The 22727-nt window shown below is 72.8% G+C and carries 17 protein-coding genes; 8 read left to right on the top strand and 9 right to left on the bottom strand.

Annotated elements, in window-relative coordinates:
• Window positions 1-56 precede the first annotated feature (56 nt).
• From J2S41_RS14750 to J2S41_RS14725, 6 genes are all read right to left on the bottom strand, one after another.
• Entirely contained in the window at window positions 57-878 is an 822-nt protein-coding gene (locus tag J2S41_RS14750; RefSeq protein ID WP_310368116.1) for a M55 family metallopeptidase, read from the bottom strand.
• 62 nt (window positions 879-940) lie between these two features.
• Window positions 941-3703: a DUF5682 family protein gene (locus tag J2S41_RS14745; RefSeq protein ID WP_310368115.1), complete on the bottom strand. Its 2763-nt coding sequence runs from the start codon at window positions 3701-3703 to the stop codon at window positions 941-943.
• Entirely contained in the window at window positions 3700-4815 is a 1116-nt protein-coding gene (locus tag J2S41_RS14740; protein ID WP_310368113.1) for an ATP-binding protein, read from the bottom strand. Before J2S41_RS14740 ends, J2S41_RS14745 begins: the two co-directional genes overlap by 4 nt.
• A 23-nt stretch (window positions 4816-4838) precedes the next feature.
• On the bottom strand, window positions 4839-6236 hold the full coding sequence (locus J2S41_RS14735; protein ID WP_310368112.1) for a vWA domain-containing protein: 1398 nt from the start codon (window positions 6234-6236) through the stop codon (window positions 4839-4841).
• Window positions 6233-7582 carry a hypothetical protein gene (locus tag J2S41_RS14730; RefSeq protein WP_310368110.1) on the bottom strand — a complete coding sequence of 450 codons (1350 nt, stop codon included), beginning with the start codon at window positions 7580-7582 and terminating at the stop codon, window positions 6233-6235. The genes J2S41_RS14735 and J2S41_RS14730 overlap by 4 nt, the downstream gene beginning before the upstream one ends.
• On the bottom strand, window positions 7582-8079 hold the full coding sequence (locus tag J2S41_RS14725; protein ID WP_310368109.1) for a hypothetical protein: 498 nt from the start codon (window positions 8077-8079) through the stop codon (window positions 7582-7584). Before J2S41_RS14725 ends, J2S41_RS14730 begins: the two co-directional genes overlap by 1 nt.
• Window positions 8080-8185: 106 nt before the next feature.
• Here J2S41_RS14725 and rnhA point away from each other — a divergent pair, with 106 nt between their 5' ends.
• The 4 genes from rnhA to J2S41_RS14705 all read left to right on the top strand — a co-directional run bounded on the left by rnhA (window position 8186) and on the right by J2S41_RS14705 (window position 11774).
• The gene (rnhA, locus tag J2S41_RS14720; RefSeq protein ID WP_310368107.1) at window positions 8186-8686 is read left to right on the top strand and encodes a ribonuclease HI; all 501 of its coding nucleotides are present in this window, start codon (window positions 8186-8188) and stop codon (window positions 8684-8686) included.
• A gap of 313 nt (window positions 8687-8999) precedes the next feature.
• A complete protein-coding gene (locus tag J2S41_RS14715) occupies window positions 9000-9737 on the top strand; it encodes a lytic polysaccharide monooxygenase (RefSeq protein ID WP_310368106.1) in 738 nt (245 codons plus the stop codon).
• 527 nt (window positions 9738-10264) lie between these two features.
• Window positions 10265-11086: a lytic polysaccharide monooxygenase gene (locus J2S41_RS14710; RefSeq protein ID WP_310368104.1), complete on the top strand. Its 822-nt coding sequence runs from the start codon at window positions 10265-10267 to the stop codon at window positions 11084-11086.
• Between the two features lie 79 nt (window positions 11087-11165).
• On the top strand, window positions 11166-11774 hold the full coding sequence (locus J2S41_RS14705) for a DUF305 domain-containing protein (protein ID WP_310368100.1): 609 nt from the start codon (window positions 11166-11168) through the stop codon (window positions 11772-11774).
• Between the two features lie 117 nt (window positions 11775-11891).
• Here J2S41_RS14705 and J2S41_RS14700 read toward each other — a convergent pair whose 3' ends face one another.
• A complete protein-coding gene (locus J2S41_RS14700) occupies window positions 11892-12731 on the bottom strand; it encodes a TIGR02452 family protein (protein ID WP_310368097.1) in 840 nt (279 codons plus the stop codon).
• A 127-nt stretch (window positions 12732-12858) separates the two neighbouring features.
• Between J2S41_RS14700 and J2S41_RS14695 the strand changes: the two genes are divergently transcribed.
• Entirely contained in the window at window positions 12859-16647 is a 3789-nt protein-coding gene (locus J2S41_RS14695; RefSeq protein WP_445343922.1) for a GH92 family glycosyl hydrolase, read from the top strand.
• Window positions 16648-16700: 53 nt separating this feature from the next.
• Here J2S41_RS14695 and J2S41_RS14690 read toward each other — a convergent pair whose 3' ends face one another.
• Window positions 16701-17879: an FAD-dependent monooxygenase gene (locus J2S41_RS14690; RefSeq protein WP_310368094.1), complete on the bottom strand. Its 1179-nt coding sequence runs from the start codon at window positions 17877-17879 to the stop codon at window positions 16701-16703.
• A 59-nt stretch (window positions 17880-17938) separates the two neighbouring features.
• Here J2S41_RS14690 and J2S41_RS14685 point away from each other — a divergent pair, with 59 nt between their 5' ends.
• From J2S41_RS14685 to J2S41_RS14675, 3 genes are all read left to right on the top strand, one after another.
• Window positions 17939-18469, top strand: coding sequence for a TetR/AcrR family transcriptional regulator (locus J2S41_RS14685; RefSeq protein ID WP_310368091.1), 531 nt, complete (start codon window positions 17939-17941; stop codon window positions 18467-18469).
• 73 nt (window positions 18470-18542) lie between these two features.
• A complete protein-coding gene (locus tag J2S41_RS14680; RefSeq protein WP_310368088.1) occupies window positions 18543-19259 on the top strand; it encodes a GNAT family N-acetyltransferase in 717 nt (238 codons plus the stop codon).
• A 14-nt stretch (window positions 19260-19273) separates the two neighbouring features.
• Window positions 19274-22237, top strand: a complete 2964-nt coding sequence (locus tag J2S41_RS14675; RefSeq protein ID WP_310368085.1) for an NACHT domain-containing protein — start codon at window positions 19274-19276, stop codon at window positions 22235-22237.
• Here J2S41_RS14675 and J2S41_RS14670 read toward each other — a convergent pair.
• On the bottom strand, window positions 22234-22632 hold the full coding sequence (locus J2S41_RS14670; protein ID WP_310368083.1) for a hypothetical protein: 399 nt from the start codon (window positions 22630-22632) through the stop codon (window positions 22234-22236). The two genes, J2S41_RS14675 and J2S41_RS14670, sit on opposite strands and share 4 nt — an antisense overlap.
• Window positions 22633-22727 lie beyond the last annotated feature (95 nt).

Below are 22727 nucleotides of genomic sequence, written 5' to 3'. Positions count from 1 at the left end.
TCCGTCGGTCATCCGACGACTGCCCGATCGCGGGCGACTCGAAACGATCGTGGCCGCTACCGGAGCGGGACCTGCCCGAGCGCCACGATCAACGCCACCACCTGGTACGCCTCGGCCAGGTCCCGCGCCGCGAACGTGACGGTCCGCGCACCCGGGGCACGCCGCGCGCCGGGGATCAGCGTCGCCAGGTCGACCACGGCCGGGCCCATGACGTCCACCTCCAGCGCGACCGGCCCGTCCATGACGACCGGGGCGATCCGCTTCCGGACCGCGGACGCCGCCGCCTCCCGCAGCCGCCGGCGCGTCACGGCCGGATGCGTGGTGACCGCGGCGATCTGCCCCACCGCCTCCTTGACCGGCACGGTCACCGACTCCGGCGACAGGTCCGCCAGCTCCGCGCAGGCCACGTCGTCGCCGGCGATCAGCGCGACCGGCGCGCCGTGGTGCCCGGCCAGCGCCGCGTTGAGTCCGATCTCCCCGACCGTGCGGCCGTTCAGCCGCACGGACAGCACCGCGTCGCTCATCGTGTGGGCCAGCACGGCCGGGCCGGTCCCGGCGCGCGCGTGGTAGCCGACGAACATCACCCGGTCGGTCCGCCCGTCCAGCCCCGCCATCATGCCCAGCGGCCGGGGCCGGCCGCGCACCACGCGCACCCGCTCGTCCAGCTCCTCCGGCAGCAGGTTCCGGAACGTGCCGTGCGCGTCCGCGACCAGCACGTCCGCCTCCGGCTCCGCGTCGAACACCCCCTCGATCACGGCATTGACCTCGGCGGTCATCAGCACCCGGCCACGCTCGTAGTCGTACCGCTCGGGGTTGGTCTCCGCGACGTGCACGATCCCGGAGACGCCTTCCATATCGGCAGAGATCAAAATCCGCATGCGGTACACCGTAGGGCAGCCGGCCCGGCCGGAATGTGAATTCCCGGCCGGGCCGGCCGTGACTAGACCAGCAGCGCCACCGCCTCCGCCGGCTGCGGATGCGCGGCGAGCAACGCGGCCACCGCGGTGCCGGTGGCTCCCTCCGGCGCGGCGGACCACTCGCCGGCGCAGCCGAGCAGGCCGGCGACCGCGTCGGTGCTGGACGGGTGCGCGGCCAGCAGCGTGCCGGCCGCGCCCCGGGCCGGTGCCGCCGCGGGTGCGGTGGCGCGCGGCTTGCGCGGTGGTGCGTTCCACGGCGCGACCCAGGAGTCCACCGCGGGCAGCGTGCCGGGGAAGGTGCGGCCGGCCTCGCGGGTCAGCACCGGCACCAGTTCGGCGGCCTGGTCCTTCAGCGTGGTGATCAGCGTGGGGAGCCAGGGCAGCAGGATCGGGTCGGGCAGCCGGGCGAACGCCTTGGACAGCGTCTCGACCACGAACGGGGCCAGCCGCGGCACCGACTCCAGGGACTGGATGAAACCGGCCACGTACTGCGGGAACGCGGGCACGACCAGCGGGTTGCCGAGCAGGTCGTCGACGGTGGCGCGCAGGCCGGCCAGCGGCAGCGCGCCGAGCTGGTGCAGCGCGGCCCAGAGCAGCGCGATCTTCGCCGGGTGCTCCGGGTGCGACTGCCGGACCGCGAGCTCCAGCTGGGCGCGGTCGCAGCCGAGGGACAGCGCCAGGCTCTCCATGCTGAACAGGAAGCCCAGCATGGCGCCGACCTGCCGCACGCCGGTGTCGTCCGCGACGAACGCGGTCGGCAGCAGCGTGCAGTAGTGCGCGTACCCGGTCCGGACGAACGACTCGCACCAGGCGGGCAGCACCGGCGTGGTGGCCCGGTAGTGCGCGAGCAGCCGCCGGATGCGGCGCAGCACGGCCGGTGCCTCGTCGACGGTACGCTCCGCCGCCAGCAGCTCCACCGCCCGCGCGCCGAGCTCGTCGGTCAGGCGCGGGCTGTCCAGGAACAGCAGTGAGTCCTCGACCGCGGTGAGCGCGGTGGCGGCGGTCGCCTTCGGGTCCCAGGCGGCGCGGCGCAGGCGCTGCTCCAGCACCTGTTCCACGGTGACGCCCTCGTACCCCAGCTCGATGATGGTCCGCTGGTGGCGGCCGAGGTCGAGGTCCCAGCTCTCCTGGATGTGCCGCTCGCCCAGCTTCCGCGATCCCATGATCGGCCGGACCGCGTGGTCGGGCAGCAGGTAGCGCAGCATCCAGAGCAACCGCGAGCAGGCCGCCAGCTCGGGCCGGGCCGCCAGGTCGAGCAGCGCGCGCTGGATGCTGCGCTGCTCGAGGTTGAGGCCGAGCGGGGCGAGCCGGTCGTAGACGTCGCGGGCCAGCGGCGGCAGCGCGTCGTACCCGACCTGGCCGACCCGGTCGCCGCCGAGCAGGATCTCGCACAGCCGGCGCACGTCCCGGCGGCCGGGCACGGTGTCCTTCTCGATGCAGGTGACGGCCGCGTCCTGGAAGTCGTACGGCGTCGGCCGCGCCCGCCCGCGCATGCCCGCGAGCAGGATCGACGTCTCGAACACCGCGATCGCGTCCGCGGTGCTGGCCAGGTAGCCGTTGCGCCGGGCGAGCCGGACGATGTCGACGCACCAGCCGCGCAGTTCCTCCTCGTCCAGCCCGTCCAGCGCGGGCGGCCCGGACAGGTAGCCGGTGAGCTGGTCCTCGACCGGCCCCGGTGCGGCGACCGGCGCGGGCAGCCTCGCGGGCTTCCGGCCCTTCTGCCCGGCCAGCTGGAACGGTTTCAGGCGGGTCCGGCCGAGGTTCTTCTGCCAGGTGGCGGCCGCGATCGACACCGAGCCGGGCGCGAGCCCGAACTGCGCCTCGATCGCGGAGTGGCTGGACGGGATCAGGCCGTACAGCCACTTCGTCGCGGTCCGCGGCGTGATGTCGAAGTCGGGCGTGCCCGGCTCCGATCCGACCTCCGCGAGCCGGCTCGCCGCGTGGAACGCGCCGCAGACGTAGAGCGCGTCGGCCCGGTCCAGGTCGTTCGCGGCCAGGTGCTGCCGGATCCGCGTCCACATGTAGCGCTCGCGGTCCTCGTCGGACGCGTACCGCCGGGTATCGTGCGGCGCCAGCCGCCGGAACAGGGAGCCGATCAGGACCATGACCTGCCGGTACGTGTCGTAGTCCGCGCCCGCGAGCGGCTGCTCCACGTACTGGTCCCACCACTCCGACCAGTGCCGGACCCGGCCGTGGTGCAGCAGGTGCTCCTCCAGCTCGGCGAACCGGGGCCGCAGGTCGCCGATCTCCACGCCGACCGCGTCGCCGTGCAGGTCGTCCTCCGCCTCCTCCGGCTGGTCGTGCGCGGCGGACGCGTCCGGCTGCCACTGGAAGACGTGGTCGGTGGACCGGTCGACCAGGACGAGCTCCACGCCCGGCGTCTCCAGCGCGTACGAGATCGCCTGGTACTCCGCCGAGGCCTCGGTGATCGGCGCGATGACGGAGAGCGGCGCCGACTCCTTCGGGAACCCGTCCAGCTCGGACGCGAACGCCTGGAGCGCGACCGGCAGCCGGCAGTTGCGCAGCTCGGTCAGGAGCGGCGTGAGGTCCTCACACAGCTCCAGGTAGATCACCTTCGGCTGCTTCTCCCGGAGCCGGCGCACCATCGCCAGCGCGGAGGCCGGGGAGTGGTGGCAGACCGGGAAGATCTCGAGCGGCTCACGGAGAGCGTGATCCACGTCGTCGACGATCCCGCTGAGGATGTCCGGCAGCGTGGCCGGGCCGCCGGCGAGCGCCTCGGCGGCGCCCAGCAACTGCGTCCGGAGGGCATCGAACGGGCCGCTCACGACAGGGTGGCGATCGCCTGACGACCGCCCTCCAGGAATCCGTTCCACTCGCCACCCGCGTCCTTGCTGCGCGGCTCGATCACGCCGTGCCAGTACTTGTTCAGGATCGCCAGGTCCTCCGGGCTGCGCCGAGCCAGCGACCCGACCAGCGAGGACGCCAGTGTCTGCGAGGTGAGCGCGGCGGCGCCGAAGAAGTTGCTGTGCAGGATCGCGTCCTCCAGCACACCGATCTGCTCGGCGGTGGACAACGCGGACTCCAGGCGCTCGTCGTCGCTGGTCGCGGACGCGGACGCGGCGCGCAGGTCCGCGAACGACTGGAGCAGCACGTCCAGCAGCGTCGGCGGCACCTCCAGCTCGATGTTGTGCCGGCGCAGCAGCTCCTCGGTGCGGAACCGGACGATCTCCGCCTCGCTCTTCTTGTTCGTCACCACCGGGATGCGGACGAAGTTGAAGCGCCGCTTCAGCGCGGACGAGAGGTCGTTGACGCCCCGGTCCCGGCTGTTCGCCGTGGCGATGATCGAGAAGCCGGGCTTGGCGAAGACGATGTTGTCCTCGTCCAGCTCCGGGATGGACACGTACTTCTCGGACAGGATCGAGATCAGCGCGTCCTGCACGTCGCTGGTCGAGCGGGTCAGCTCCTCAAACCGGCCGATCACGCCGTTCTCCATCGCCGTCATGATCGGCGACGGGATCATCGACTGCCGGGACTGGCCCTTCGCGATCACCATCGAGACGTTCCACGAGTACTTGATGTGGTCCTCGGTGGTGCCCGCGGTGCCCTGCACCACCAGCGTCGAGTTCCGGCTGATCGCGGCCGCCAGCAGCTCGGCCAGCCAGCTCTTGCCGGTGCCGGGGTCGCCGATCAGCAGCAGGCCGCGGTCGGAGGCCAGCGTGACGATGGCCCGCTCGACGAAGCTGCGGTCGCCGAACCACTTCTGCGGGATCTCCCGGTCCAGCCCGTCGGCGCGCTCGGAGCCGAGGATGAACAGGCGCACCATCTTCGGGCTGAGCCGCCAGGAGAACGGCTTCGGCCCGTCGTCGACCGACTCCAGCCAGTCCAGCTCGTCCGCGTACTTGACCTCGGCCGGGGCGCGCAGCAGCTCGTTGCTCATGTGTCTCTTACTCCTTGGGTGTCTTAGACGAGGAAGTTCTTGAGCTCGGTGACGAGCTTCTTGATCCGGCCGGAGAGCACCGGGGTGCCCTGATCCTTGAACCGCTGCCGGAACCACGGGTTGACGGACTGCTGGCCGCCGCTGCTCACCGAGCCGACCGGGATGAACCGGGCGCCGGAGCGGTGGATCGCGGAGAAGCCGTCCCAGCAGGCCTGCTCGCGCCACTCGTAGAAGTCGGAGATCCAGACGACCACGGTGTTGCGCGGGTCGACGATCTTCGGGCGGGCCAGGTCGAGCGCGACCGTCCCGTCCGTGCCGCCGCCGAGCTGGGTGCGCAGCAGCACCTCGAACGGGTCGTGCACCCATGTGGTGAGGTCCAGCGCACGCGTGTCGTACGCGATCAGGTGCACGTCGACCTTGGGCAGGCCCGCGAAGATGGAGGCCAGGATGGTGCAGTTGACCATCGCGTCGACCATCGAGCCGGACTGGTCCACCACCACGATCAGCCGGGCCGGCTCCACGCGCTTGGCGGTCTGCTTGTAGTAGAGCCGGTCGACGTAGAGACGCTCGTCCTCCGGGCTCCAGTTCGGCAGGTTCTTCCAGATGGTCCGGTCCACGTCGAGGTTGCGGAACACCCGCTTCGGCGGGATGGACCGGTCGATCGTGCCGGTGCTGGCCTGCGCCACCTGGGTGCGCAGCACCTGCGCCACCTCGTCGACGAACCGGCGGATCAGCGCCTTCGCGTTCGCCAGCGCCACGCCGTCCAGGTTGTCCTTGTCCCGCAGCAACTGCTCGATCAGCGACATGCTGGGCGTGAGCTTCTTCGCCAGCCGTGGATCGGCCAGCACCTCGCGCAGCTGCATGCGCTTGATCAGGTCGGCCTCGATCGCGGCCAGCGCCGGACCGAGGTTGACGTTGGAACCGCTGCCCGGGCCGTTGCCGGCCGGCGCACCGAACGACGGCGCGCCGCCCTCGCCGTATCCGCCGGCGTCACCGGACCCGCCGCCCGCGCCGGTGGCCGCGGCCCGGCCGCGCAGCGCGCCCGGCTCGCAGCCCAGCGCCCGCTCGAACCAGCCCGCGTCCGACTGCCAGCGGGCCAACTGCTCCGCGGAGACGTTGCCGCTGCCGGTGGCGAACACGTTGAGCAGCAGCTTCGACACCAGGGCGGCCCGGCGCACCTCACCGGACCGGTCGTCGGCCACCGGCGCCATCAGCCCGTCGATCTCGGTCTCGAGGTCGGGGAACCGCTGCACCACGCTGTCCACCGAGACGGACGGGTCGAGCAGCAGCGACGGCAGTCCGAGGTCGTCCACGATCGCCACGCTCGCCGACTCCAGCGAGGCCTGCTCCTCCGGGTCGAACAGCCGGGCCAGCAGCCGCCAGTAGAGCACCTGCCGCCGATTCTCGTCACTGACGGTCATTTCCGCAGCAGCCTTCCCGCGCGCTCGCGCAGCACGTCGACCGCGGTCCCGGCCGCCGCCTCCGCCTTCGCCGCCTTCGGGTCGTCCGGCCCGTTCGCCCAGGCGCCGGTGTGCACGGTGACCTGGTTCTTCTTCACGGTCGCCTGCACCGCCAGCGGCTGCACGGACCAGCGGCCACCGTCCCAGCGCAGCAGGCCGAGGCAGGTGGTGGCCGCGTCGGCCAGCGCCGGGGTGAGCGGCCCGGCCGCGGGCAGCCGGTCGTGGTCGACCGCGACCGTGACGCCGCCGCCGAGGTCGAAGCCGCCCTCCAGCAGCACCGGCGTGGCGATGGTGGCCGGGTGCCGGTCCAGCGGCGGGACCGCCGGCAGCGTGGCGGCGGACAGCCTGACCCGCGCGGTGGTGAGCGGATCGGTGGCCTCGCCGACGGTGGCGCGCTCCTCGTCCCAGATCAGGTCGCCGGCCGGCGTGAGCGCCATGCCGTCGATCTCCGCGGCGGTGTGCCCGGTGACCATGGCGCGGAAGATCGGGAACCCGGCCAGCATCCGCCACGCGGACGGGCCGGTGATCGTGTCCACCTTCGCCGCCGCGACGCTGGTGCGGACCACGCGCACCTCGTCGCCGGTCTCCAGCAGCGCGTGCACCTGCGCGCGGAACACGGTCGGGTGCTCGTGCAGGTCCGCGCCCAGGTAGAGCAGCCGGCCGCTGACCGGAGCCGACTCCCACGCCGGGTAGCCGTCCTGGGAGAGCAGCAGCGCGCGCGTCCACAGGTCGGACCAGCGGCGCACCGGCACCCGGTCCAGCGTGGCCACCGGCGCGCAGGCGCGCAGCTCACCGGCGAAGCCGTCGAGCAGCACCGCCAGCCGGCGCCGCGCCGGGTCGGCCAGCAGCGCCGCCACCGCCTGCCCACCCGCGGCGGCCAGCTCGTGGTCGACGCCGCGCCAGCCCGCGATGGCCAGCTCGCGCAGCCAGGAGCGTCCGCCGGCCAGCAGCCCCGGCTCGTCGCCGGTCAGCGGCGTGGCGTCCCAGACCGCCCGGGTGCGCCCCAGCGCCGCGTCCACCGCGCCGAGCAGCGCGTCGTGGGCGGCGCCGAGCAGCGCGGCGCGGGCACCGGCCAGCGCGACCAGGTGCTCGTCCGTCACCGTACCCGCGAGGATCTTTCCGACGGAGTCGGCGACGCGGTCGGCCAGCGGCGACCCGGCGAACGCGGCCGCCAGCTCCTCCAGCGCCGCCGCGCGCTCCTCGTCGATCCGGGCGAGACCGTGGGTGAGCGCGTCGTCCAGGCCGTCGACCAGCGCGATCGCGTCGTCGACCCCGGCCGGGGCGGCGCGCAGCGCGTCCGCCAGCATCAGCGCACCGCCCCGGCGGCCGGGAACCACTGCAGCTCGGGCAGCGGATCGGTGCTGGCCGGAAGCTCCAGGTAGGCCAGGTGGCGCAGGAAGCTCGCGAACACCTCGGCCGCCCGGTTCGGCGCGGTGGTGGTCTTCAGCGCGGACATCACGCTCGCGCCCTCGGCCACCTCCACCTTCAGGTAGCGGGCGACGCGGTCCGTGCCGTACTGCAACTCGGCCTCGGCGACCAGCGCCTGGATGTGCTTGCACGCCCAGGAACCGCCGCCGAGCCCGCCGCACGGACGGTTGTTGTTGGTGTTGCAGCTCAGCCCGTGCTCGCCCGCGGTCACCGACGACACGTACACCCGCTCGATGTCCGAGCCGCTGGACACCACCCCTTGCAGGCGCCCCTCCGCCAGCTCCACGAACGGCACCTTGGCCAGCTTCCGCGGCCGTGCCGGCGCGACGACGGGCGCTGCGCTGCGCCGCTCGTAGGCGACGCCATCGCTTGTCACAACCAGTCCTCCTCACGAACAAGTGCCCGTAGTTGTATAGGACCCGTGCGACAAAAACCGGGCACCTGCGGAAACGCCGCCCGCGGTGGTCTGGCACGATCCCGCCATGACCGTGGTGGAGATCTTTACGGACGGCGCATGCCGGGGGAACCCGGGACCCGGCGGCTGGGGCGCGCTGCTGCGATACGGCCGGCACGAGCGTGAGCTGTGCGGCGGCGACCCGGGCGAGACCACCAACAACCGGATGGAACTGATGGCGCCGATCGAGGCGCTGGAGACGCTGACCCGCCCGTCCGAGGTGCACATCCACACCGACAGCACCTACGTGCGCAACGGCATCACGAGCTGGATCACCGGCTGGAAGCGCAACGGCTGGCAGACCAAGGACCGCAAGCCGGTCAAGAACGCCGACCTCTGGCAACGCCTCGACGAGGCCTGCCGCCGTCACACGATCGAGTGGCACTGGGTGAAGGGCCACAACGGCCACGTGGAGAACGAGCGCGCCGACCGTCTGGCGGCGAAGGGTTTGGCGGAGGCGCTGGCCCGCGGAGCGGGCGTTCCGGGGAGATCCGGTCCCGGACCTCGCGTCGCCGGCGTCGTTCGGTGAGATCGAGGACGACGAGGAGTTCCTGGCGGGGTACCGGGCCGGTGGCGGCACGTTCGGGGCGGCGCAGCGGCGGAGGCCGCGCGCCTGCCAGGCGTACCTCTACCTGATCAATGTGGATCGAGGAGGCGCGAACTCCTGCCCATCTTCACCGGCTTCGATGTTTACTGTTAATTAGGTTTTCAGTACGCTCGGTGGTACGTCAGGCGCCGGGTGGAGGGCGCACCGGCGGTTGGGCCGCAGCGCGCCGTGCACACGCACGGCAGCGCGCAGGCATCGGCCGCGGCCCGCGAACCCCCACTCGAAGGAGCCCGTCATGCGGAGACCCCTCGTCACCCTGGCCCTGCTCACCCCGATGACCGTGGCCGCCACCACGCTCGCCGCCCCGTCGCCGGCGAGCGCGCACGGCTACATCTCCTCCCCGCCGAGCCGGCAGGCGCTCTGCGCCAGCGGCGCGGTCAGCAACTGCGGCGACATCCGGTGGGAGCCGCAGTCCGTGGAGGCGCCCAAGGGCCGTACCCAGTGCAGCGGCGGCGTCGGCCGGTTCGCCCAGCTCGACGACGAGTCGAAGGGCTGGCCGGCCACGTCCGTCGGCTCCACCGTCACGTTCAACTGGGTGCTGACCGCGCGGCACGCGACCAGCACCTGGCAGTACTTCATCGGCGGCACCAGGATCGCGGAGTTCAACGACGGCGGCGCGCAGCCGGGCGCCACCGTGCGGCACACGGTCAACTTCGCCGGCCGGTCCGGCCGCCAGAAGGTGCTCGCGGTCTGGAACATCGCCGACACGACCAACGCCTTCTACGCCTGCGTGGACCTGCAGTTCGGCGGCGGCTCGACGCCACCGCCGGCCACGCCGACCCCCACGCCGACGCCGCGCCCGACCGCCACCACCGAGCCTCCGCCGGCGGGCGGGACCTGGGCGGCCGGCACGGGCTACCCGGCCGGCGCCACCGTGACCTACGGCGGCGCGACCTACCGCTGCAAGCAGTCACACACCGCGATCGTGGGCTGGGACCCGCCGAACGTCCCCGCCCTCTGGGACCGCGCCTGACCCACGTGGCCCGGGCGTCCGGCGTCCGGGCCACCCCGAAGACCCAAAATGCTGACACGGTACGCCGGGCCGCGCGCCTCCGCCGCGACCCGGCTTCGCCGGAGCCCGGGTCGTCGATCCACTGTCGTGGCCGCTCCGGCCGCTCCCGGGACCGCGACGGCGCGGGACCGGGCGGCCGGCTCACGTCTCGGCCGGATGCCCGCAAATCATGGCCGTGCGGGCCCGGCGAAGCAGGGTGGGGCCGGGCCGGGCGGGTTTCGTACCGCTGATGGGGTCTGGTCGTGGGTCTTCATCCGGTGCGGCGGGCGTCCACAGCGGTCGACGGGCGGTGCGGCAGGCGCCGCGGGCCTCGGCGACGCATTGTCGGGACGACCGATCAGAAGGCCACGGGAAGATCATAAAGAAGATTTAGGGAATGCATGATCTTACTTTAGGTGACCGTCTTCTAGCGTGAGTTCCACGCTGAGTGACACCAGGGGCCGGGTGTTCACGAGGCGCGCCCGTCCTACGAAGGAGCACCGTTCGTCATGCGTAGAACCCTCACCACGTCCCTGCTCGCGCTGGGCACCGTCGCCGGTTCGCTGGTCGTCGCGTCGCCGGCCAGCGCGCACGGGTACATCTCGTCCCCGCCGAGCCGGCAGGCGAACTGCGCGAGCGGCGCGGCCAAGAACTGCGGCAACGTCCAGTACGAACCGCAGTCGGTGGAGGGCACCAAGGGGCTGGCCAGCTGCGACGGCGGCCTCTCGCAGTTCTCCGCGCTGAACGACGACTCGCGCGGCTGGCCGGTCACGAACGTGGGCACGTCCACCACGTTCACCTGGGTGCTGACCGCCCGGCACAAGACCTCGACCTGGCAGTATTTCGTCGGCGGCAAGAAGGTCGCGGAGTTCAACGACAACGGCGCGCAGCCGGCCGCGACCGTGAGGCACCAGGTGAACCTGAGCGGCTACTCCGGCAAGATCAAGATGCTGGCCGTGTGGAACATCGCGGACACGCCGATGGCGTTCTACAACTGCGTCGACCTGAACGTGGGCGGCACCGGCGGCACCACACCCGCGAACCCGGCGCCCGCGAACCCGGCACCCGCGAACCCGGCCCCGGCCAAGCCGCAGCCGGAGAAGCCGGTACAGCCGCCGGCCGCGACGCCCTCGGCCGGCACGTCCAAGCCGGCCGCCGGCAACGGCAACACCGGCAGCGGCGCCGCCACCGACTGGAAGAGCTGGACCGCCTACAAGACCGGCGACAAGGTCACGTTCAACGGCGTCACCTACGAGTGCCGCCAGGGCCACACCACGCTCCCCGGCTGGGAGCCGCCGCTGGTCCTCGCGCTCTGGCTGCCGGTCAAGTGATTCTCCGTGCGGGGCCCGTTCCGACCGGCGGGCCTCGCACGGCTCCACGCCCACACCCGTCTTCACCAGGAAGCCCACGATGACACGCCGCCTCGTCGCCGCCCTCCTCACCGCCGCCGCCCTGACCACCGGCCTCGCCGCCTGCGGCACCGCCCCCGATGCGCCCACGACCACGTCCGGCGAGACCGCCGCGGCCGCCCCCGCCAACACCGGCGAGCGCAACGACCACGACGTGATGTTCCTGCAGATGATGGTCAACCATCACGAGCAGGGCGTGCAGCTGGCCCAGATCGCCGCCGAGAAGGCCACCAGCGACCAGCTCAAGACGCTCGCGTCCGCGGTCGTCGCCACCCAGAACGACGAGATCACCACGATGAAGTCCTGGCTGACCTCCTGGGGCGAGGCCGACCGCGCCGCCACCGACGTCAACCTGCACGCCGACCACGGCGGCCTGCCCGCCACCACGCCCGAGGAGATCGAGTCCCTGCGCGGGGCCGCCGCCGCCGACTTCGACGGCACGTTCCTGGCGCTGTTCATCGGCCACCAGCACAACGCGGTCGAGATGGCCAAGACGGAGTCCGCCGAGGGCGTCAACGCGGACGCGAAGTCGCTGGCCAAGAGCATCGACGAGTCCCGCACGGCCCAGATCCAGCTGATGCTCCAGCTCAGCGCGGCCTCCGCGGCCTGAGGCCCGTCCCGGGGGGTACGGCGTGAGCCGTGCCCCCTTTTTTTGCTGCGGGTAGGCCCCGGCTCGGTGAACTCACTCGGCGACCGAGTGACCATGCGCTGACGAACTGCGGCGGCGTCATCCGGCCGGCTTCGGACCCCGCCCCGGCGGCGGCCCACCGAGCCGGGCGGTGAAGGCCGCCCTGATCGGGGCGGGGTCGCGGTCGAGGACCGCGAACACCACGTGGTCGAAGTGGCCGGGCATCGCGTCCAGCGCCGTGGCGAACGCGTCCGCGACCACCGCGGGTGTGTTGCGGAAGACGCCGCAGCCCCAGGCGCCCAGCACGAGGCGGCGTTCGCCGTGGGTGGCGGCCACGTCCAGCACGCGGCGTGCGCGGGCGGCCAGGACCGCGTCGATGCGGTCGGCCGAGGCCGGCTGGTCGCGTGCGATCGCGCCCCGGTTCGGCGCGGCGGCGGTCAGCATGGAGACCGCGTGCGACTCCTCCAGGAAGCGGCCCTTGTCGTCCCGGAAGACGGGTACGCCGGGGGAGTAGATCACGCGGTCGCTGTAGAGCAGGTCGCCCTGCGCGCGGTGGAACTCGTAGAACTCGGGCACCGCGGTCAGGCACGGAAACAGCGCGCTGGCCCGGGCGACGCTCTCCTCCTGCGCCTGCGCGCCGGTCCGGAAGCCGCCGCCGGGGTTCTTCGCGGACGCGAAGACGAGCGCGGCGACCGGGCCGTCCCGCGCGAGCCGCCGCGCCGCGGACAGCGTGCTCTCGCCGGTCACCTCCACGATGGCCGGACGCCCGTCACCCGACGGAGCGGGCAGCGGCGAGCCGGGCAGGTGCAGGACGGTGCCGGCCACGGCCGCGGAGACGAGCGGGGCCAGTGGCACGACCGCGCCGGAGGGGGCGGTGTAGGCGCCGGCGTCCAGCACGGCCAGCGTTTCCGTGGCGATGGCGCGCAGTCGGGTACTCACGATCCGTCATTCTGCGCCGGACCAGCGATCGCGCACAGCGAGATCCGGATTTCGTTAAGGCGCCTTTACAGATCCGTGTCGGGCGATCGAAGATGGCGGGCGGGTCAACCCCGTCGATGGAGGTCTCATGCGCCGTCTACCCGTCGCCGCCGCGCTGTCGCTGGTCCTGATCGGAGGGTCGATCGTGATACCCGGTCCGGCCACGGCCGCTCCCGCGCCCCGGTTCGCGAGCTTGTTCGAGAGCGGCGATCCGCCGCCGACCTGGGTGGACACGGCGGAGCGCACGTCCGGGGTGGACGGCCGGCTGCGGCCGGGTCTCCCGGGCACGGTCGCGGAGCGGGTCACCGCGATCACGGCCTCGGGCGAGCACACCGGGGCCGGCGAGGTGAAGGAGAACCTCAACGACGCGGACCCGGACACGAAGTGGCTGGTCTTCGCCACCACCGGCTGGGCCGCCTACCAGCTGGACGCGCCGGTACGGATCACCCGGTACGCGCTGACCGCCGCGAACGACGTGCCGGAGCGCGACCCGCGGGACTGGCTGCTGGAGGGCTCCGCGGACGGCAGCGCGTGGACCACGGTCGACGCCCGCACCGGCCAGACGCTCGGCGAGCGCGGCGAGACCACCACGTACGACGTGGCCACGCCGGGGGAGTACCGCCACTACCGGCTCTCCGTCACGGCGAACAGCGGCGCGGACGTCGTGCAGCTCGCGGACCTGCAACTGTCGGACGGCGACGAGACGCCGCTGCCGCCCGAGCCGGTGCGCAGCGCGATCGGGGACGGGCCGGGCAACGCGCCGGCCGCGAAGGCCCGCGTGGGCTACAGCGGGCTCAAGGCGCTGGAGTTCGCCGGCCGGCACGCGGTGGACGGGCGCGGCTACACGTACAACAAGGTCTATGACGTGAACCTGCGGGTGAACCGGGACACCGAGCTGTCCTACCTGGTGTTCCCGGAGTTCAGCCGCGGCGACCTGAGCTACCCGGCCACGTACACCTCGGTCGATCTGGCCTTCACGGACGGCACGTTCCTCAGCGGCCTCAAGGCCCGGGACCAGCACAGCACCGTGGTCTCCCCGCAGGCGCAGGGCGAGGCGAAGACGCTGTCGGTGAACCAGTGGAACAAGCGCGTCACCCGGATCGGGGACGTGGCCCGCGGCAAGACCATCGACCGAATCCTGGTCGCCTACGACAAGCCGGCCGGGCCGGCCAGCCCGTGGCGGGCGTGGTTCGACGACATCACGATCGCGGACACGCCGGCCGAGAAGCCCGCCAAGAGCCTCGCGGGGTACGTCGAGACGCGGCGCGGCACCCAGTCCAGCGGCGCGTTCTCCCGCGGCAACAACATCCCCGCGACCGCGGTGCCGCACGGCTTCAACTTCTGGACGCCGGTCACCAACGCGGGCACGCTGAACTGGCTGTACGAGTACCACAAGGCCAACAACGCGCAGAACCTGCCGGCGCTCCAGGCGCTCTCGGTCAGCCACGAGCCGAGCCCGTGGATGGCGGACCGGCAGACGTTCCAGTTCATGCCGCAGGACGGCACCGGCGTGCCGAACCCGGACCGGGTCGCCCGCGCGCTGCCGTTCCACCACGAGAACGAGGTCGCGAAGCCGCACTACTACGGCGTCACGTTCGACAGCGGGCTGAAGGCGGAGATCGCGCCGACCGACCACGCGGCGGTGCTGCGGTTCACGTTCACCGGCGACGGCGGCACCATCATCTTCGACAACATGGACGAGAACGCGGGCCTGACCATCGACGCCGCCACCGGTGTAATCACCGGCTGGTCGGACGTGCGCGGCGACCTGTCCAACGGCGCCACCCGGATGTTCCTCTACGGCCGGCTGGACGCGCCGGTGACCGCCAGCGGCATGCTGCCGGACGGCAACCGCCCCTCCACCGGGTACGTCACGGTCGGCGCGAAGACGGTGAACCTGCGCGTGGCCACCTCGCTGATCAGCGTGGCCCAGGCCCGGCACAACCTCGACCTGGAGGTGGCCGCCGCGGACACGGTCGAGTCGGTGCGGGCGCGCGCCGAGGCCGCGTGGAACGCGAAGCTGCGCACCGTCGAGGTGGAGGGCGCCAGCCGCGACCAGCTCGTCACGCTCTACTCCAACCTGTACCGGCTGTTCCTCTACCCGAACTCGGCGTTCGAGAACACCGGCACCAACGCGGCGCCGGTCTACCGGCACGCGGTGCAGTCGTCGACGACGACGCCGCCGAGCACGCCCACCGAGACCGGGGCCGAGGTCAAGCCCGGCAAGGTGTACGTCAACAACGGCTTCTGGGACACCTACCGCACCACCTGGCCGGCGTACTCGCTGCTCACGCCCAAGATGGCGGGCGAGATGGCGGACGGGTTCGTGCAGCAGTACCGCGACGGCGGCTGGATCTCCCGCTGGTCGTCGCCGGGCTACGCGAACCTGATGGTCGGCACCAGCTCGGACGTGGCGTTCGCGGACGCGTACCTCAAGGGCGTCAAGGGTTTCGATCTCGAGGACGCCTACGCCGCGGCGGTCAAGAACGCGTCCGTGACGCCCCCGAACGACAACGTCGGGCGCAAGGGCATGCGGACCGCGATCTTCAAGGGGTACACGCCGCTGGACGTGACCGGCGAGGCGTTCTCCTGGGCGATGGACGGCTACATCAACGACTTCGGCATCGCGAACATGGCCGCCGCGCTGGCCGAGCGGGGCGGCCCGGACGCGGCGCGCTACCGGGAGGAGGCCGCGTACTACCGGGACCGGGCGCTCGGCTACGTCAACCTGTTCGACCCGTCCGTGGACTTCTTCCAGGGCAAGAACTCGGCCGGGCAGTGGCGGTGGACGCCGGAGCAGTACGACCCGGAGGTGTGGGGTCACGACTACACCGAGACGAACGGGTGGAACATGGCGTTCCACGTGCCGCAGGACGGGCAGGGCCTGGCCAACCTCTACGGCGGCCGGGACGAACTGGCGAAGAAGCTGGACGAGTTCTTCACCGATCCGGAGGAGGGCCTGAAGTTCGGCTCGTACCCCGGCGTCATCCACGAGATGACCGAGGCGCGTGACGTGCGGATGGGGCAGTACGGGCACTCCAACCAGCCGTCGCACCACATTCCGTGGATGTACGCGTTCGCCGGGCAGCCGTACAAGACGCAGGCGCTCACCCGTGAGGCGCTGAGCCGGCTCTACCTGGGCAGCGAGATCGGCCAGGGCTACCCGGGCGACGAGGACAACGGCGAGATGTCCGCCTGGTACGTCTTCGCCGCGCTCGGCTTCTACCCGCTCCAGATGGGCAGCGCGTCGTACGTGATCGGCTCGCCGCTGTTCACCAAGGCCACGATCAACCTGGAGAACGGCCGGAAGGTCGTGATCCGGGCGCCGCAGAACTCGCCGGCCAACGTCTACGTCCAGTCGCTCAAGGTCAACGGCAAGGCGTGGAACCAGTCGCACCTGCCGCACTCGGTGCTCGCCAACGGCGCCACGCTGGACTTCACCATGGGCGCCACGCCGTCCCGCTGGGCGACCGGCGCCGGCGCGGTCCCGCCGTCGCTGACCCAGGGCCCGGCCGTGGCGACGCCGCGCCGCGACGTGTCCGGCACGGTCACCACGACCGCGCTGGCGGACGACTCGTCCACCACGGCCGCGAGCGTGACGGCGCAGGAGTGGACGCTGCCCGAGGCCGCGTCCGCGAAGCAGTACACGATCACCTCCGCGGCCACCGCCGGCGCGGACCCGGCGGCGTGGAAACTGCTCGGCTCCACCGACGGCAGCACGTGGACCGAGCTGGACGCGCGCTCCGGGCAGACCTTCGAGTGGCGGCAGCAGACGCGGCCGTTCACGGTGCGGAAGCCGGGCGCGTACACCCACTATCGCCTGGAGTTCACCGGCGGCGCCCCGGTCTCGGTCGCGGAACTGGAACTGCTCGCCTGAGCGTCCCCGTCCCGGGCCGGCCGGCGTCTCGACGAGGCGCCGGCCGGCCCTCCTCATGCCGCGTAGTCCTCGATCCGCAGCGCGGTCGCGTTGCGGTCGATGCGCGAGCTGAGCCGGGACAGGAACGGGGCCAGCCGCAGGCCCTGATTCCGCAGCCACAGCCCGTGCCGGGTGCGCGGGACCAGGAACGAGGCGCCGGTCGCCATGTCCTGGTTGCGGCGCACGTAGTCGCGCATCGCGCTCTCGTAGGCCGCGAACGCCCGCGCCGGGTCGCCCGGGGCACGCCGGAGTTCGCCGGCCAGCACGTAGGCCCCGCACAGCGCCAGGCTGGTGCCCTGTCCGCTGAGGAACGACGGCGCGTAACCGGCGTCGCCGGCCAGCGCGACCCGGCCCGCCGACCAGGACGGCATGCGGATCTGGCTCACCGTGTCGAAGTAGAGGTCGTCCGCCGCGTCCATCGCGGCCCGCAGCGCCGGTGCCTCGCCACCCAGGCCCGCGAACCGCTCGTGCACACGGCCGCGCACGTCGGCCTCGGTCCAGCCGCGCGGCGGTTGCGGGTCGGTGAACACCATCAGCACGTACAGGCCCGGCTGGTCGCGCACCGCGTACATGGTGGCGCCGAGCCCCGGCGCGTTCTGGATCACGGCCTCGCGCTCCAGGCCGCGCGTGTTCGGCATCGTGAACCCGGCGAAGCAGAAGCCGAGATAGTGGTGGTAGTCCCGCTCCGGGCCGAACGCCAGCGCCCGCGTCCGCGAGTGCAGCCCGTCGCACCCCACCACCACCTCGACGGTACGCGGTGGGCCGTGCTCGAACGCGACCTCGACCGCGCCGTCGTGCTGCGTGATCGTGCGGACCGAGTCGCCGAAGACGTACTCCACCCGGTCCTTGGTCAGGCCGTACAGCAGGTCGCTCAGCTCGCCGCGCGGCAACTCCACGTCCCGCTCGGTCTGCCCGCCGCCCAGCAGCCGCGACACGTCGAGGCTGCTCGCCACCCGCCCGTCCGGCTTCAGCACGGTCATCCGCCGCGTGTCGATCGTCGCCTCCCGCAGCGCCGGCAGCAGCCCCATCCGCTCGCACACGCGCATCGCCGACCCGCGCACGTCGATCGGATAACCACCCCGCCGCACGGCCGGCGCCCGCTCCACCACCGTGACCTCGAACCCGTACCGGTCCAGCCAGTAGGCCAGAGCCGGACCCGCGATGCTCGCCCCCGAAATCAGCACACGTCTCATACCTCTCGATGCTTACTTACCGGCCGGCAGGTAGTCAAGCGCCGGTCTATGATCACCGCATGCCCCGTCCGAACACCGACACCCGTGCGGAGGCCATGCGGATCGCCGCGGAACTCTTCGCCACCCGCGGCTACGAACAGACCAGCCTCGCCGAGATCGCCGCCCACCTCGGCATCACCAAGGCCGCGCTGTACTACCACTTCCGGTCCAAGACCGACCTGCTCCGCAGCCTGGTCGACCCGCTGCTCGACGACATCGAGGCCCTCTCCACCGACCTGCCCGCCGACCCGCGCGCCACCCTCGAGGCCTTCTTCGACACCTGCTACCGGCACCGCGCCGTGCTGCTCGGCCTGCTCCGCGACGTCGCCGTCCTCAACGAACTCCAGATCGTCGACCGCATCATCGCGTTCCGCACCCGCCTCGACGCCGCCCTCACCGACCCGACCCCCGCCGGCCGCATCCGCGCCGTCGTCGCCCTCGGCGGCATCCAGGACAGCGTCATCCTCTTCAACGACGACCCCACCCTCACCACCACCCTCCGCACCGAGGCCGTCAACGCCGCCCTACGCGCCCTCAACCTCCCCACCTGACCGTCGCCCCGGCCATCGCGATCCCGCCGGATCGCCGGCGGCTGGATCGGATTCGGACGGTTAGAGTCGGTTGGTGATCGACTTTGGGGTGGGGCTGTATCTGGGGAACGCGGGGGCGATGTGGCGGGCCGTGGGGGAGGAGGTGCGGGTCGAGAGTGATCATCAGCGGGTGGAGACGCCGGCCGTGTCGCGGATTCTGATGACGCGGGCGACCGGGGTGGAGCGGATCGCGGCGTTGCTGGAGAGCAGGGTCGAGGGGCGGGCGCTGGTGATCGAGGATCTCTTCGCGGGGGAGGAGAGCCCGGCGCTGCCGGACGACACGCGGCTGTGGCGGGTGCCGGTGATGGTGCGGGAGGCGGGGGACGCCGTACCGCCGGACGGGGCGAAGGTCGTCGAGGTGGCCGACGAGGAGGAACTCGCGGCGGCCGAGCGGGTGATCGTGGACGGGTTTCCGATGGCGGTGTACCAGCCGCTGACGCGCGGGCGGGCGCTACCGGCGCGGGTGCTGGAGCTGCCGGGGTGGCGGGTGTGGCTGGCCTACCGGGACGGCGCGCCGGCGGCGGCCGGATACACCTATGACGACGGTACGGCGGTGGGTCTGTTCTGGCTGGCCACGGTGCCGGAGCAGCGCGGGCACGGGCTGGGGCGGGCGGTGCTGAGCACGGCGATCGCGGCACAGCCGGACCGGCCGTTCACGCTGATCGCGACCGACGACGGGCTGCCGCTCTACGAGTCGATGGGATTCCGCGCGGCCGGGACCACGGCCTGGTACTCGCGGCGGCGCGGCTAGGCCATAGTGGTGGGATGCCACGGGGTGTGATCTACGCGGACGCCGTCCGGATTCTGGGCGGGTCGGGGCCGCTGGTGTCGGTCGCGGACACGGTGCTCGGCGGCGTGCTCAGCGCGGCCACGGCCGGTGGCAGCGACGTGGCGCTGAGCCTGTTCGACGCGAAGAACGAGGCGGTGCGGCTCGGTCACCTGGTCGCCGGGCGGATCACGGAGACGGTCGGCGGGCTCGGCCGGTACGACCGCAACCAGCGGCTGCGGGCCGCGCACAGCGTGCTCGTGGTGTCCGCGGCGTTCGCGGCGCTGGACGACTGCCTGACCGAGGGCGGCGTGGCGAGCGCCGAGTTCGGCCGGGACGACCAGGTCACGCTCGCGCTCGGCACGCCCGCGGACGGCGGGTGGCTGCCCCGGCTGCTGGCCGCGGAGATCCCGGCGCCGAGCGCGGACCGCGGGCACGAGCGGCTGCTGCGTGACCTCGAGTCCTGGGCGGCGGCGTTCGCCGACCGGCTGGCCGCGCACCTGACCGGGCTCGCGGTCTGGGACGCGGCCGACGACCGCGCCCGGCGCGCCGTCACCACCCTGCTCGCGAGCGAACTGCCGACCGGGACCGTCCGGCGGTACGAGGAGAGCCTGCGCCGGCTCGCGGCGGAGCTGCCCGAGGTGGACCTGTGGCTGCGCGGGCTGGAGTTCCGGGCGGCGGCGCGCGGGCTGGAGTCGCTGGAGGCCGCGCTGCTGCGGGCCACCTCGCACCGGGATCCGCGCCGGCAGCGGGCCCAGCTCGCGGCGGCGTACCGTGCGGTGCTGGATCGTCCGATCCTCGGCGGGGACGTCGGTGACCTGGTCATGCCCGCGCTCCGCGACGCATACGTCGACCCGCGGTTCCGGGTGCGGGCGGCCGGGACGGGCGCCCGGCCGGCGGACGAGTCGTGGTGGGACGAGGTGCCGCGCGACGACCTGGGCACGTTCCTGGCCACGCACCTGACCTCGCCGGAGGCCGCGGACGCGCCGCTGTTCCTGCTCGGGCAGCCGGGCGCGGGCAAGTCGTCGCTCACCCGCGTCCTCGCGGCGCGCCTTCCGGCCGCGGATTTCCTGGTGGTACGCGTGGCGCTGCGCGAGGTCCAGGCCGACGCGGAGGTCCAGGACCAGATCGAGGCCGCGGTACGCGCCACGATCGGCGAGACCGTGTCCTGGCCCGCGCTGGCCGGCGACGCGGACGGCGCGATGCCGGTCGTGCTGCTCGACGGCCTCGACGAACTGCTCCAGGTGACCGGCGTGCAGCGCAGCGACTACCTGGCCCGGGTGGCCGCGTTCCAGCAGCGTGAGGCGGTGCTCGGCCGCCCGGTCGCGGTCGTGGTGACCAGCCGCATGGCGGTCGCCGACCGGGTGCGGGTGCCGGCCGGCAGCCTCGCGGTCCGGCTCGAACCGTTCGACGACGCGCGGGTGGACCGCTGGCTGGACGTGTGGAACGCGGCCAACCGCGGGCGGCTGCCGGCACCGCTGACCCCGGAGGTGGTGGGCCGCTTCCCGGACCTGGCCGCGCAGCCGCTGCTGCTGCTCATGCTGGCGCTCTACGACGCGACCGGCCACGACGCGCTCCGCCGTGACGACGCCGCCGTCGACTCCGGTCGGCTGTACGAGCGGCTGCTGCGCGAGTTCGCCGCGCGCGAGGTCGGGCGGCTGCACCGGGTCGCGACCCAGGACGTACCGCCGGATCTGGTCGAGGCGGAGCTGCTGCGCCTCTCCGTGGTCGCGTTCGCCATGTTCCACCGGCTGCGGCTGTGGGTGACCACCGCGGAGCTGGACGCGGACCTGGCCGGGCTCGGGCTGCGCCCGCTGGCCGAGCCGGCGCCGGGCGCGTTCGGTGCGGGCGTGACGGCCGGGCAGGAGGTGGTCGGCCGGTTCTTCTTCATCCAGCGCGCGCAGGCGATCCAGGACGGGCAGACCCTTCGGACGTACGAGTTCCTGCACGCCACGTTCGGCGAATACCTGGTCGCGCGCCTCGTGGTGGAGGCGGTGCGGGACGCGGCGGCGCGGGCCCGGGCTCGCACGCTGCGGCTGGGCCCCGCGGACGACGACGAGCTGCTCCAGTCGCTGCTCGGCTACACGGTGCTGACCCGGCGTTCGTCGGTGCTGCCGTTCGCCCGGTCGCTGCTCGACCCGTCGCTGCGACCCTGGCTGGTGTCGCGGCTGAGTGCGGCCGTGACCCGGCCACGGTACGCGGAGCTGCGGTACTCGCCGGTCGACAAGCGCGCCGACTACTGGATGTCGACGTACTCGTTCAACCTGCTCCTGCTGGCGCTCGCCTGCGGGGAGCCGGTGCGCGCGTCGGAGCTGTTCGTGCACGCGAAGGACCCGGCGTCCTGGCTCCGGGACATGGCGATGCAATGGCAGGCGGCGGTGCCCAGCGGCATCTGGCTGGAGACCATCGAGACGATGTCCGTCACCCGGACGTGGGCGGCCGACGGCCGCCGCGACATCGTGATCGCGCCCGGGCGGGGCGAGCCGGCCGAGCCGGTCGATCCGCTCTGGACACACCGGCGCCCGTCCGGCGTGTTCGCCGACCACTTCGCGCTGGCACCCGCGCTGACCTCGATGAATCTGACCGGCGCGATGAGCGACGACGCGCTGCGCCACGCGATCGAGCCGCTGCTCGCCCGCGCACCTCATCTGGTGTCCCGCTTCGTCACGCATGACGACGGCAGCACCGAATCGATCGCCCACAGCCTGGTGAATCTGCTGCTGACGTCCATGTTGGAGGAGTCCCCGGCGGCGCTGGCCCGCGCCTATCACAAGGCCGCCGTGCTGGCGAACGCACCGTGGCTGTACCACGGGAGCGACGAGCGGGCGTCGGCCAACGCCGTGATCGCCCTCATCCGGCGGCTGCTGGCCAGGGACCGGAACCGGCTGCCGAAACACGAGGTCGACTCGATCATGAAGTCGTTCGCGAGATTCGGCCCGGACTGGGGACGGTCTTCCCGCTAGCGAACCCGTTCGGTCGTGCCGTCGAGGCCGGCGGTGCGGATGCGGTGAGCCAGCCGTTGCATCTCGCCCTCCGTCCCGGTGGCCTCGCCGGCCAGCACCCGGTCGGCGAGCGCCTGGATCTCGCCCACGGTGGCACCCTCCCGGCGCAACGCGCGCAGCAGTCCCATCCGTGACCACCCCGGCCGCGGCGCGACCGCCAGCCGGTACACCCCGCGCCGTTCCAGCAGCTCATCGCGGATCTCCGGCGGCGTGTCGTCCCAGCCGCACGCCTCCCACACGGAGCCGGGACAATCCGGGCAGCGCCCGGTGACCGTCCAGGTGAGCCGCCCGTCCACCACCCCGTCCCACGCGTCCCGCGTCTCCCCGCCACCACACTCCGGGCACCGCGTCACCACGCCGACCACCGTAGCGCCGCCCGCCCCGCGAGCCGCCCGATTTTCCGGTCACGATCCGGCCGCCGTCAGAAAGCCGGCCGGCCCGGTCATGGCTC

It is taken from the genome of Catenuloplanes atrovinosus (genome assembly GCF_031458235.1).
GTDB lineage: Bacteria > Actinomycetota > Actinomycetes > Mycobacteriales > Micromonosporaceae > Catenuloplanes > Catenuloplanes atrovinosus.
This window is presented reverse-complemented; position numbering and strand designations above follow the sequence as displayed.